We start from the raw sequence: 13,665 nt of genomic DNA, 5'->3' as shown, positions 1-13,665 counted from the left end.
CCGTTCAGCTTAGCAAATTATTTTTAATTGAACAAGAGCGGAATAAAGGGCAATACTCACCAATCGGAACCGTCCGAAAGAAACCGGCCTTTCAGACGGCCTCCGATCGATGATTTATATTACCCTTTTTTACGGCCTTCGTTATCTTTCACCCGTAAAAATCCGCTTAACCGACGATGCGGCGATTTTTCCGCCCCGCTGTACTACATATTTTGCAACCGTCATCGGAAGCTTTTCGTAAACGGGAGCGAAGTTGGCGTATTTTTTCGTTAAACTTATAGCTTCAAACTTACACTTTGTCGTACACTGGCCGCACCCGACGCACATATATTGATCAACTTGTACCGCACCGCAGCCCAAACAGCGTTCCGTTTCTTTTTTTAACTGCTCTTCGGTAAATGTTACGCGCGTATCCTTAAAGGATTTGCGGTTTTCCGTGTTGTGGCCCGCATGCTGGCGTTTTGTCGTATCGAAGCTTTCGATAACCACATTTTCCTTATCCAGTGCAACGTATTCGCGTCTGTCGCGGCCGTAAGTTAAACTTTGTCCGGGGTGTACAAAACGGTGAATCGATATGGCCGCCTGTTTTCCGGCCGCTATTGCGTCTATTGCGAATTTCGGACCCGTATATACATCTCCTCCGACAAATACATCGCTTTCAGCCGTTTGATAGGTCCTTGAATCCGCAACCGCCGTATTGTTACGGTTCAGCGTTACCTTCGTATCCTTCAGTAAATCGCCCCATTCGATACTTTGACCGACCGACAAGAGAATAAAATCGGCTTTGACCGTTATCGTTTCTTTTTCATCGTATTTCGGATTGAATTTTTTGTCCGCATCGAATACCGACACGCATTTTTTAAATTCGATTCCCGTTACCTTACCGTTTTCGCTTATAATGCGCTTCGGTCCCCATGAGTTTTGAATTACAATATCTTCTTCCAAAGCTTCTTCGATTTCTTCATCCAAAGCGGGCATTTCTTTTCGCGATTCAAGACAGTACATCGTAACCGTTTTTGCACCTTCGCGGACAGCCGTGCGCGCAACGTCGATGGCGACGTTTCCGCCTCCGATAACGATAACGTTTCCGTTCAGCGCAGCTTTTTTACCCGTGTTTACATCGCGTAAAAACTCGACACCCGGAATAACACCCTTTGCATCTTCTCCTTCAAGGCCGAGTTTGCGTCCGCCCTGTGCGCCGATTGCAAGATAAAATGCTTCAAATCCCTGTTTCCGTAATTCGGCCAAGCTCACGTCTTTTCCGACTTCCGTATCGGTTTGAAAGGTAACGCCCATTTCTTTAAGGATATCAATTTCGGCTTCAACGACGCTTTTTTCAAGGCGGAAAGAGGGAATACCGACGGTAAGCATACCGCCCGGTTTTGACAATTTTTCAAAAACGGTAACCTTGTATCCGTCTTCGGCGAGGTAGTATGCACATGAAAGTCCTGCGGGGCCCGAACCGATAACGGCGATTTTTTTACCGTAATCATGTTTTTTTTGCGGAATAAAACGAGTTTTTTTGTCCAAATCCTGTTCGGCAATAAACTTTTTAATTTCGTCGATTGCAATGGGGTCATCGATATCGCCGCGCGTACATTCGCTTTCGCAGCTTCGCGGACAAATGCGGCCGCACACAGCCGGAAGCGGATTTTCTTTTCGGATAAGCTCGAGTGCTTCTTTATATTTTCCCTGTGCGGCAAGTTTTATATAACCTTGAACCGCAATGTGTGCGGGGCATGCGGTTTTACAGGGAGAGGTTCCCGTTTCAACGACATTTTTGCGGTTTTCGCGGTAATCGGGGTTCCAGTTCTTTTTAAGCCAAATATGATCTCTTGAGCTTATTTTTTTTGCCGTTTTAAGCGGCGTTTTGGTACAAAGTTTTTGTCCCAGTTTAAGCGCGTTGGTCGGACAGTTTTCCACGCATTGACCGCAGGCAACGCATTTATCGGAATCGACCTGCGAAACATAGTTTGATCGTACCGTATCGGGCGTATTGAACATGGTTGCCGCACGCATGGCAAAGCAGGAACAGGCACAGCAGTTACATATAGCCGCCGATTCGCCCAAGCCTTCAATGTTCGGCATTTGGTGCATAAGGCCGTCTTCTTCGGCCTTTTTTAAAATCTCTTTAACTTCTTCACGCGTAACCTGGCGCGAACGGCCGGTACGGATATAGTACTCGGCGCCCGTCCCCATATGGATACACATATCATGTTCGAGATGTCCGCAGCCCTGATTAAGAACACGCCTGGAAGAACGGCAGGAACAATCGGAAACGGAAAAGGTGTCGTATTTATCGAGATAATACGAAAGCTGTTCATAGGGAACGGCATGGGTGTTTCCGTCGATTGCCGATTGGACGGGGATAACGCGCATCATGCCCATTCCCGGCGGCAAAAGGGGCGCCAAGGGGGCAATACGCAATCGCGTATATTCTTCAAAAGCGCGGCCGACTTGCGGATATTTTTCCAATAAAGCGGCATTGTTTACCATCATTTCCAAAATACCGGGCGCATAGATATTTACAAAGAATTCTTCAACACCTTTTTCGTTATGCGAAACACGGCATACGCCGATGTCGGCAAGCTCCATTGCAAGTTTATATGCTTTTTCTTTGGGGAGCTTTGTTTTTTTTGTTATGTATTCAATTGTCCTGGGCTTTCTTAAGCCCATCGCTAAAGCGACATCAGCCTGTTCATCCGATACGCAGCATTCAAGAGAATAGTATTCGGGGGCATTTTCGTCAATCTTATTGATAACGCCCGTTATCCCGCCGACCATTTGTGCCAATTTTACGATTTTTTTTCGCAGTGCCATAATTTCGTCCTTTTTTTATGCGTGTGTTTTGCGGTGAAATATTTTTAATTTATTCACAACCTTGACAGTATAACACGAAAGAGGAAAACTGGCAAATAAAAAAGAAAAAAATATAGAAAAATTCCCCGGTGCTTTACACCGGCATTTTCCATTGTATATTATACTTGAATTCCTTCAACTTATATGATAGAATGCGGACCGTGTTATTTTACCGATAAGCAGGTTGTATACCGCTTTCCATATCATAATGAAGTATTTGGACAAAATCTGCGGAGTATATATTCCGCAGATTTTTTTCAAAATTATTTCAGGAGGATGATAATGAAAAAAGCATTAACCGTGCTTATCCTGTTTTCGGCAATCGCATTAATTGCCTGCAGCGGAAAAAAAACATACACCGCCAAATCAAAGGGCTACGGGGGAGAAATTACCGTTGAACTCACCGCTGCAAAAGACAAAATTACCGCGGTAAAGGTTACCGGAGACAAAGAAACGCCCGGTATCGGAGAAAAAGCCGTTAAAGAACTGCCCGCCGCCGTACTTAAGGCTCAAAACTTTGATGTTGATGTTATTGCGGGAGCTACCATTACCTCAACGGCCGTTAAAAAAGCGGTAAAAGACGCTATGCAGCAAGCAGGATTGATTTCCGCGGCAAATCCCTGTGATGATCCGGGCGGCACCATTACGCTTGAAAGTATCAACAGGTATTTGAACGAAAGCGCGGATATGGGAGCCGGCAGCACCGCAAACGTTGTAGCGGTTATTCCGGTTGCACACATAAACGGCCCGCGAGAAGAACACGATTTTTACGCCTTTGTAAACTTTAAATACAAAGCACGCAACTTTATTAAGTATCAGGTTACCTACTTATCCTGTACATGCCGCAGCGCGGAAGTAAACTATTGGTCAACCGCCTATGTCGAAGTTACCCTGCCCAAAAGCGGAAGTATAGACGATGCCGCTATAAAATATTTATCTTTCGACCATGATGCGGAAGGCAATTACCTTGCAGGCTTTTGGGGAGATTCAAATCCGACTCCTGCAGGCGCAACCTATGAAGACTTTAAACGCGAGTACATTCCCTTCTTTGTCGGCAAGGATTACAAATACTTAAAAACACTGAGCACAACCGACGATATTGCACCGGAAGACTACAGTGCGGGAGAGGGGCGCGCCTCATATAAGGTAGACAGTTTTACCGGTTCTTCGGTATCGACAAACAATATAATCCGTATGCTCAATGCCCTTTTCGAGTATCACGCAACGGATGATTTTTTTACACAAAAGTAAGCTGAACGCTTGCATATATTTTTTAGGAGAATGTTATGAAAAGATTATTAATCCTTATTGCGGCAGTATCGGTACTCGCCGCCTGTTCCGTAAAAAAACCTGCGGAAACCGTTCAAATTCCGGCCGAACCCGTTCAAAAGATGCTCCCGGCTCCGGTAGATACTTCAAAGCCCGATGCCCAAAAAACCCCGTATGCCGCGGGCGTTTCGTCAATCAATGCGTCAAACCTCTTTGAGTATTTCGGCCGCGACGACGTGCTTTATATCGACGTACGCGATTTCGGCGATTACCAAAAAAAGCATTTACGCAACTTTGAATGTATTCCCTATTTTGCATTTATTTTTAACGCAGATGCCGGAAAAGATGCAAAAAAAACACAGCTCTACGGAGGAACGGTTTCAGAGCCCGTTTCGGTTTACAAAGAATCCGATGATATGCTGAACGTGCTTTTCCCCAAAGATAAAACCCTCTTTATCATGTGTCAGGGCGGCGGCCGCGTTGCACAGCTTATGACCATCCTTGAAAAAAAAGGGTACGATATGTCGAAGATTTACAACGTCGGCGGCATGGGACAATTTACCGCAAGTGAATATGCCGACTATACGGTCGATGCACTTGAGTTTAAAGTCAACGCAGCCTACTCAATCGAAGGTTTAACCAAGAACTGATTAAATCTTTTTTAAATACGGGGAAACGGAACAAACCTGAAAGCCGATTGACTTTTAGGCACCCGCTTCCCCTTTTTTATCCGATATGAAAATTCCCGTACTATCAATTCCGTTAATTATTTTCAGCCTTTTATTTTTATCCGATTGCGGACAAGGAAGCAAAGCCCCCTCTACAGAACAAGCCGCGGTACACAAGCCTCCCGCGCAGACAGCGGCGCAAAACGGCAAAGCCGCCTCGGGAAAACAGTCGGTCCGCCTTTGTGCTTCGGTTCCTTCCGTTACCGATGAATATGTTCCGCTTTTTAATACAAATGTTTTTATAAGAACCGAAGACAACGCTCTTGCAGATGCAATCGAAAAAGATTTATCTCTGCTTCATAAATATTTTGATGCATATCGATATTACCACGGCGACAATGCAGCCGTTTTAAAAAACTTAAAAATAGTGAACGAGCATATTGCGGCGGGAAAGAGCATCAATATAGATCCTCCGCTTGCCGAAATAATTAAAGAAAGTATACGCATAATGGAACTTACCGACGGTTATTTTAACGTTTTTTTGGAACCGGTCTCGCATCTATACCGGAGTAAATTTTCTTCGTTTCCTATCGAAAATACCGACCCCGCAAAAGATGCAATCGATTTTGCCCTCACGCGGGTTTTAAACACACAAGAAGCAAAAAAACTGCTTTTTCTAAGCGGAAATACCCTTTCTTTTTTACCGCATAACGGAGTTTTTGATTACAGCCTTAATTTCGGAGCGATAGCAAAGGGCTATGCGGCAAAAAAAATCTTCGACTCATATCCCGGCCGAACTTATATGCTCAGTATGGGAAGCAGCACCATAGTTTCCTGCGGAAAAACCCACCGTATCGGAGTCGCTTCTCCCCACTATAAAACGCTTGCACTTATACAAATAGATTTGCCCGGCGGTATGTCGCTATCCACGTCGGGAACACTTAACAATTACTATATATCCGCAAGCGATTCGCGTACAATCAGAACTCACATCCTCGATCCGCGTACCGGCTACAGTAACGATTGGTGGCGGGCGGTTATCGTTATCAGCGACAACGCCCTTGTTTCGGATGCACTGAGCACGGCCTTGTTTAATCTAAATGATGAAAAACGGATACTGAGCATTATCACCGCCGTAAAGCAGGCATACGGCTGCAGCATTGAAGCCTGTTTTGTAAAAGATGAAAACCGTGAAATCAAAACGCTTTCTCTTATAATGACGGAGGGCTTTGTTCCCTACATTCGAAATGACTACGAAGGAATCGGCATTGGAGGACAGAAAATAATTTCCGCTTCCGATTCGATTCAACAGGAAAAACCGTGAAACCCATACTGATTTTTTTAGCTGTCTGTATTCTCAGCTCATGTACAAAACAAAAAAGCCCCGCGGACAGTCATACCGGAAAAAAAACCGGAATACAGGCATACTCGATAACACAAGCTCATCCGGCCGAACAGCACAATTATTCTTTACCCGAAAAACCGAAAACGGAAAGCATGCTTATGAGCGAGTCTCCGATAAAACCCTATAATATCGATGAGTATCTTTTTATGGATAACTGCATCTATATAGACCTTCGATCCCCCGATGCTTTTTATAAAGAAGGCCATATAGCCGGCTTTACCAATATTCCCTTTTACGGTTACATTGCAGACTTTCCCAATTCCGACAAGGGCCTCTTTACCCTCACCCGTAAAGGAGGTTTATACTTGGGCGATACGGGGTCTTTTGAGCAAAACTACAAAGAATCGGTACAAATTTTGTACGATATATTCCCCAAAAACAAAACAATTATCGCAATTTCGACGGCGGGCGTTGAATCCTGCTATTTTCTTAATTTATTGGTACAGCTGGGCTATAATCCGGAAAAACTCTACAACGCCGGAAGCTTTACAAACGGCATGGGAAACGATCCTGCATACAGAACCTTGCCGAATGTAAGATACCTTGTCGGCGGCATAGAATTGTACGACAGCCGGATCAGCTACAGCTTTCGGAATCTTACAAAAATCGGCAAATAACGGCCTCTTAAAACCGTTTGTTTCTAAGCCGTCATCTAAGACTTAAGGCTTTTACAGCCCCTGTTACATTTTATTTTTTTGTGCTACACTTATTTTTATGAAAATCATTATTATCGGAGCGGGCTTTACCGGTATTCAACTTGCACGCCGCCTGATTTCCGAAAAAAACGATGTTGTCATCATCGAAAGCAATGAAGAAACGGTACGCCTTGTTTCAAACCGATTGGATTGCATGGTAATTCAGGCAACCGGTAATAATTTAACCGTTTTGGAAGAAGCCGGCATTGCAAAGGCGGATGCTTTGGTCGCCGTTACCGAATCCGACGAATTGAATATGATTACCTGCTCCCTTGTGGATTCCGTATATCCCGATATTATAAAAATAGCCCGCGTCCGCAATTACGATTATTATTCGGACATTGCCGAAAAAAAAGACAACCTTAAACAAAGGGGCGGGCGGCCGCTGTACGGTATAGATTTTATGGTACACCCCGACGTCGAAGCCGCCGAAGCCATTGTAACCGCGGTTGAACACGGTGCCGTTACAGAAGTAGTCGATTTTGAAAACTGCGACTTTGAACTCGTTTCTTTATACATAGAAGAAAAAAGCAAACTTGCCGGTAAACGAATTCAGGATTTACGCAAAGTTACCTCTACCGGATTTTTAGTCGGGTTTATCGAGGAAGAAGAACAAACCTTTTTGCCGACAGGGGCAACCGTTTTAAAAGCCGGAACGCGGGTCGGGCTTGTCCTCCATAAAAACAGCTTACCCGAATTTTTACATCTGTGCGGCTCGAAAATCGACACATTAAAAAAAATCGCCCTGGTCGGTGCAGGCAGAATCGGAACCGGTATTGCCGACAAGCTTATTATATCGAAAAAGAATTTATTGCCCTTTGCTTTTTTTCACAAAAAACATAAAACAAATCAGGATTTTATTATCATAGAAGCCGACCCCAAGCGCGCCAAAGATGCCGCGGAACGCTACCCTTCGGCAACCGTATACAATGCGGACGTTACCGATGAAAGTTTTATAGAAGAAGAAGATTTAAGCGCCTTCGATTTGGTTATCGCCGCAACAAATAATCACGAACTGAATATGATAACTTCCGCATACATGAAAACCCTCGGAGTCAGTAAGGCGGTATGTTTGGTACAAAGCGGCAACTACGCAACGATTGCGCGCGACATAGGCATAGATGTTGCCGTTCCCATAAAGGATGCCGTGGTCGATACGATTTTAAGCCATTTACGCGGAAAAAGCGTAACCGGTATTCATACCCTCGCGGAAGGCGAACTTGAAATAGTCGAGGCGGTACTTCCCCCCTCGGCTCCTATTTTGGGAAAAGAACTTAAAGAAATAGCGGTTCCCGGCTCATTTATCATATTGCTGATCCAGGAGCAGGGAACAAAGAATTTTGTTATGCCGTACGGCAATACGATATTTGAAGCGGGTGACAGATTGGTAACCCTTATGTGCGCAAAAGACATCCAGCGCACCATGGAATTATTCGGAGTCGGAAACTGATGTTTGTTTCTATAATACGAATTATCGGCATACTCTTAACCCTTGTGTCTCTTACCATGTGCATACCGATAAGTGCAGCTGTCGTATACGGCGAATATGCGGTTATTCCGGCCTTTTTAATTCCGATGGGCCTTTGTATTTTAGCCGAAACCCTTTTATTTTTTGTTACACGCGGTTATGTTTTTAAACTGAACACGCGCTCGGGCTTTGTCGTTGTAGCCGTTTCATGGATAAGCACCTGCCTGTTCGGAGCTGCTCCCTTTTTAATTTCCGGACATATAGGCAATTTTGCCGATGCCCTCTTTGAAAGCGTTTCCGGCTTTACCACAACGGGAGCGACGATTTTATCATCAGTGGAACATTTACCCCGTTCAATTAACCTGTGGCGCATGCAAATGCACTGGCTCGGCGGAATGGGAATCGTCGCCCTTACCGTCGCTCTCTTGCCCGTATTGGGCGTCGGAGGCTTCCAGCTTATAAAAGCCGAAACAACGGGCCCCGAAAAGGGAAAGATTACCCCTAAAATAACCGTAACCGCAAAAATCTTATGGTTTATTTACATAGCCCTTACCGCCGTACAAACCGTTTTACTGATGATTGCCGGTATGGATTTTTTCGATGCCCTCGGCCACAGCTTTGCGACGGTCGGAACGGGGGGATTCAGTTCCCGAAATGCAAGCATCGGTTCGTATAGAAGTCCGGGCATTGAATGGATTTGTACGATTTTTATGATTCTTGCCGGTATAAACTTCAGCCTCTATTACCGCATACTCGTCGGACGCGGCATAGAATTTTTACAAAATACCGAATTAAAAGTTTATACTTTCATTATATTTATTGCATCCTTAATAATCGTTCCCTTTATTATGCCCCTCTACGGTTCGTTCGGAAGCGCTCTTCGAAGCGCAGCCTTTCATGTCGCCTCGATTATTTCGACAACGGGCTTTTCAACCGCGGACTATTCCCTTTGGCATCCTGCAGCTCGAATGGTACTGTTTATACTTTTGTTTATCGGCGGCTGTGCGGGCTCAACGGCCGGCGGTATTAAAGTTATCCGCTGGGTAATTATGGCCAAACAGATGGGAGTCGAAGTAAAACGCCTGCTGCACCCGCACGGTGTTTTCAGCATTCACTTGAACAAGCGTCCCGGACGGGAAGATGTCGTATACAACGTTGCCGCCTTTATGTTTTTATATTTTTTTATGCTCATGCTTACCGCTTTTGCCGCCGCAATAAACGGAGCCGATTTGATTACGGCCCTTACCGCGTCTTTAGCCCTTGTAGGCAATGTGGGCCCCGGCTTCGGTAAAGTAGGGCCTGCGGAAAACTTCGGATTTTTTTCGGACGCGGCTAAATACTGGTTTTCTTTTGCCATGCTTGCAGGCCGTTTGGAGCTGTATACGATGCTCGTCTTTTTTATGCCGACATATTGGAAAAAGTAGTCCGAATTGAATTGTACGCCCTTATAGTTATTTCCGTACACACGGTGTATTACGCTTCCAAAATACGCTGTCCGAATAGCCGTACGGTTTTATCCGTTTCCGCAAGGGCCAAGCATTTTTTGTTCAAACAGCATACGTGTCGTCGCCAGAGATTTTTTCCAAGAGGATAAAAAGGACGGGTTTTACATCAATTCTTTTAACATGAGAATCACCGCAGCCGGAAGCATTAAAAACCACGCCGCTACCGCCGCAATCAGGAATGTTTGAAAAAGATATTTTGTGCAGACGATTTTTTGTAAGTTTATCAATTCGGAAAACTCGTCTGCGGTTAAGATGCCGTTTTGTTCAAGTTCCGTTCGGGCAAAGTCTTTAAAGCCTTGTGCATAGATACGGATTTCTTTTGAATAGCCGCGACGGGGCATTGAGGTTCCGAAGTGCAAAAAACCGGTAAAAAGCGCGTCGGCTATGTCTTTATAAGTGCCGGCCTTATTCAATAAATCTATCATGCGTTTGACATTTTTGCAGCTTTTTCCGTAAAACACGGCCGCACAAATGAGAAAAATCATCGCCAAACCCCAAATAACAAAGGGAAACAGGGGTATGGAAGAAGATAAAAAATTAAAGGTGTTCAGGACGGTAAGTACGGCGGTAAAAAGGACGGCGAGAAGGGAAAGGGGGTAATGCTTTTTCATAAATCTGCCTAACGCCTCCAACCGGAAAGGCTAAACCTGCGGTTTTACGGGTTTACCGCTAAGGGCACAAGGAACACAAAGAGATTCACAAAGAATAAGGTTCAAGCCCCTAAATCTTTGCGCTCTTTGCGTGCCTTGCGGTATATTCCGATTACTTATGCATTGTTGCCGTTTTTATTCGGGATTACCAGATTCAACAAAATACCTACAACGGTTGCAAGGGCAACGCCGCCGAGAGCAAAGTGAAAATCCGCTCCTATGTTAAACTGCAAAATTCCGCCGCCGATACCGATTACCATAATAACCGAAGATATGGTTAAATTGCGTTTGTCCTTGTAATCGACACCGCTTTCAACGATGGTACGTAAACCGCTGGAAGCAATCAATCCGTATAAAAGCATGGACATGCCGCCCATAACCGGGCCGGGAATGGTTTGAATAATCGCCCCGAACTTTTGTACAAACGACAATAAAACGGCTATAACTGCGGCGCCTCCTATAACCCATACGCTGTACACCTTTGTAATCGCCATAACGCCGATGTTTTCGCCGTAAGTGGTATTCGGAGGTCCTCCCCACAGGGCGGCCCATGCGGTCGCAAGTCCGTCGCCCAAGAGGGTGCGGTGTAAGCCGGGGGTTTTATAAAAATCGCGGCCGACAACCTTGGAGGTAACCATTGTATCGCCCAAGTGCTCGCAAATGGTGGCAAGGGATACGATGATAAAGGTTAATACGGGTACAATGCCGAATTTGGGCACGGCAAATGAGGGAAGACCGAACCATGAGGCTTTTTGTACAACCGTATAATCGATGATGGCATAGGCGGGGAAAAAGAAGCCCATAATCAGGGTAAACAGGTAGCCGCCGACCAAGCCGATGAGGATGGCGATGGTGTTAAAAAATCCTTTTAAAAAGACGCTGACGATGATGGCAACGGCAAGGGTAACGATGGCTATCGAAAAATAAACAAGCGAATAAGTATCGCCGTTATACATGGATGAACGCATGGCCACGGGTGCAAGGTTAAGACCGATAACGATGATAACAGAGCCGATAACTACCGGCGGAAGAGCCTTATCGAGCCAGCGCGTACCTGCAACCTTTACGAGGGCGGCGACAAGGGCATAAAAAATACCGGCACAAAAAGCGCCTCCGAGCGCATAGGGCATTCCGTATGCGGCCGAAATCGCCGTTAATGCCGGTATAAAGGCAAAGGACGAACCCAAAAAGGCCGGTACCTTTGCTCCGGTAATCAAAATATACAAAAGCGTTCCGGTTCCGGCCGTAAATAAAGCGGTTGACGGACTTAAACCGGTCAATAACGGAACAAGCACGGTTGCGCCGAACATTGCAAATACGTGCTGAAAACTGAGCGGTATCCACCGCGATAGGGCCGGGCGCTCCGCCGGTCCCAAAATTTCATGTGTACTCATGTACTCTCCCCTGCCGCAAAAGCGGCTTTATTAAATTAAGGGCAGCGCTAAACACCGATGTTTTTAGCGGCTCCCTGAATATTTTGATGTACCCACGTTTTGCGGTACAACTTTATCCGTTTCAGGTTTGCATTCTCCGTTTATACCGGCAGCGGCCGTATATCCGTACTGCCGAATACCCCCTTGTGAATGCCGAAAAATTCGACTTTAAAGCGTTCGCTTCCGCCGGGAAAACTTACCGTCGCAAAGGCGGGCGGCAAACGGTCGCGCGGACCTGAACAGCTTCCCGGATTCAAAATCAGAGTGCCGCCGTTTTCTTCGCAAAAAACACGGTGCGTATGGCCGAAAAAGACCATGTCCGCATCCATCGTATGAGCCGAAGACAAAAGGGTTTCCGTTCCCCAATCAACACCGTGGCGGTGTCCGTGAACCGCAAGAATATTGCGGCCGGCGGCGGTCAACTCCAACCGAAGGGGCGCAGTTATTTTACGGGACGGTTCCTGTTCTTCTTCATCGCCGCAGTCCATGTTTACGGCATAAGAATCGGCGTCCCCGTTACCGCGTACGGCGGCAATCACGGGAGGCAGGGCTTCTTTTAAGCTTTCATCGCGGGAAGCTTCTTCCAAGCAGGCGGCAATATCGCAAAAACCGTCACCGCAAAAAATCAACGCGTCGGATTCGGCACCGAATTGCATAACAATAGAGCGGACGGTATCGAGGTCTCCGTGACTGTCCGAAAAAACGAGCAAACGGGCTTGACTCTTTGTTTCAAGCGCGGCAATTTCCCGGGCGGAACCTATGAGCGCCGACTCTTGCTGAATCAATGTATTCATCTGCTATCCTTGGAAACGTCCGTAAGAACATAATGATTTTTGGCCCTGAGCCCGGTAACCGGATCCGTATATATAACCAAGCTGCAGCCGGTTTGCCGAAAAAATTCGGTGCGTAATGCCGGAATAAGCATGGGGTCATCCTTTAGTGTCTGCCAATGCAGGGCTGCCCGAATAAGCGGGTCAAGCACATCTTCGGCCCTTCCCCTATATTCGTAATCGTCCTCTTTGTGAGCCGCAGCCTCGGCTGCCTGTGTTCCTTTTAAGGGGGCGGGCCGATAATCGAAAACCAAAGCGGAACCGGCTTCGGTACCCAATACCTCATCCTGAGAAAAAAGCGAAAAAACGGGCACATCCATATCGGCATCCTGCAAGGCGGCAAGTACCGTATGCATTCCCTGCGGAGAGCCTGCGGTAATAAAGGCGGTTAACGCTTTTTGAGTGTGCAGCTCTTTCAGCTTTGCCGTTAAAACCGGCATGCGGATTCGCCCCGCAGCGCTTACATCTTCAGGGTAAGACAAAACCGATATAAGGCCGCCCTCATCCTTAAAGCCGTAGGTTCGGCTCAGATAATCGAAAAGCGCATCTTTTTTTTCGGCATCGCTGAACCCGTAACCCAAAAAAAGCGCAATATGGTGAGCGGAATCTCTATCGGCGGCGGAAGGCATCAATAAAGACGTTACGGACAAAGAAGAATGCTGCGCATCACCGGCTCCGCCGTCTTGAACAAGGGGTGAAGGCCGGGCTTCGGCATTAAAACAGGAAGAGATAAAAAAAAAGAGCAATACCGCAATACATAAAAGCGCCGGTTCGAATGTACGCTTCGGCGGCGGCTGCATTAAAAATCGAGAAAAAATATGCGGTTTTCCTCTTTTTATCACGACAGCATTTTATCATAATCAAAAAAAAAAGAAAAGAGGGG

The 13,665-nt window shown here is 46.1% G+C and carries 11 protein-coding genes; 6 read left to right on the top strand and 5 right to left on the bottom strand.

Annotation, left to right across the window (positions count from 1 at the left end):
• Positions 1-141: 141 nt before the first annotated feature.
• Complete coding sequence (locus tag V1L52_RS02485) at positions 142-2,820, bottom strand: FAD-dependent oxidoreductase (RefSeq protein ID WP_428770723.1); 2,679 nt, start codon at positions 2,818-2,820, stop codon at positions 142-144.
• A 321-nt stretch (positions 2,821-3,141) separates the two neighbouring features.
• On the opposite strand from V1L52_RS02485, the gene V1L52_RS02480 reads away from it, so the two are divergent.
• The 6 genes from V1L52_RS02480 (at position 3,142) to V1L52_RS02455 (ending at position 9,788) form a co-directional block, all read left to right on the top strand.
• On the top strand, positions 3,142-4,110 hold the full coding sequence (locus V1L52_RS02480; protein ID WP_428770722.1) for an FMN-binding protein: 969 nt from the start codon (positions 3,142-3,144) through the stop codon (positions 4,108-4,110).
• A gap of 35 nt (positions 4,111-4,145) precedes the next feature.
• Positions 4,146-4,778 carry a rhodanese-like domain-containing protein gene (locus V1L52_RS02475; RefSeq protein ID WP_428770721.1) on the top strand — a complete coding sequence of 211 codons (633 nt, stop codon included), beginning with the start codon at positions 4,146-4,148 and terminating at the stop codon, positions 4,776-4,778.
• An 85-nt stretch (positions 4,779-4,863) separates the two neighbouring features.
• Positions 4,864-6,120: an FAD:protein FMN transferase gene (locus V1L52_RS02470; protein WP_428770720.1), complete on the top strand. Its 1,257-nt coding sequence runs from the start codon at positions 4,864-4,866 to the stop codon at positions 6,118-6,120.
• A complete protein-coding gene (locus V1L52_RS02465; RefSeq protein WP_428770719.1) occupies positions 6,117-6,818 on the top strand; it encodes a rhodanese-like domain-containing protein in 702 nt (233 codons plus the stop codon). The genes V1L52_RS02470 and V1L52_RS02465 overlap by 4 nt, the downstream gene beginning before the upstream one ends.
• Positions 6,819-6,915: 97 nt before the next feature.
• Entirely contained in the window at positions 6,916-8,346 is a 1,431-nt protein-coding gene (trkA, locus tag V1L52_RS02460) for a Trk system potassium transporter TrkA (RefSeq protein ID WP_428770718.1), read from the top strand.
• The gene (locus V1L52_RS02455) at positions 8,343-9,788 is read left to right on the top strand and encodes a TrkH family potassium uptake protein (protein ID WP_428771850.1); all 1,446 of its coding nucleotides are present in this window, start codon (positions 8,343-8,345) and stop codon (positions 9,786-9,788) included. Before trkA ends, V1L52_RS02455 begins: the two co-directional genes overlap by 4 nt.
• Before the next feature lie 182 nt (positions 9,789-9,970).
• On the opposite strand, the gene V1L52_RS02450 is transcribed toward V1L52_RS02455, so the two are convergent.
• The 4 genes from V1L52_RS02450 to V1L52_RS02435 form a co-directional block, all read right to left on the bottom strand.
• On the bottom strand, positions 9,971-10,480 hold the full coding sequence (locus tag V1L52_RS02450) for a hypothetical protein (RefSeq protein WP_428770717.1): 510 nt from the start codon (positions 10,478-10,480) through the stop codon (positions 9,971-9,973).
• 155 nt (positions 10,481-10,635) lie between these two features.
• On the bottom strand, positions 10,636-11,913 hold the full coding sequence (locus tag V1L52_RS02445) for a solute carrier family 23 protein (RefSeq protein WP_428770716.1): 1,278 nt from the start codon (positions 11,911-11,913) through the stop codon (positions 10,636-10,638).
• 140 nt (positions 11,914-12,053) lie between these two features.
• Entirely contained in the window at positions 12,054-12,746 is a 693-nt protein-coding gene (locus tag V1L52_RS02440; RefSeq protein ID WP_428770715.1) for a metallophosphoesterase, read from the bottom strand.
• Entirely contained in the window at positions 12,743-13,624 is an 882-nt protein-coding gene (locus V1L52_RS02435; RefSeq protein ID WP_428770714.1) for a hypothetical protein, read from the bottom strand. Before V1L52_RS02435 ends, V1L52_RS02440 begins: the two co-directional genes overlap by 4 nt.
• Positions 13,625-13,665 lie beyond the last annotated feature (41 nt).

The sequence above is a fragment of the Treponema sp. HNW genome, from assembly GCF_050320395.1.
Classification (GTDB): Bacteria; Spirochaetota; Spirochaetia; order Treponematales; family Treponemataceae; genus Treponema_C.
This window is presented reverse-complemented; position numbering and strand designations above follow the sequence as displayed.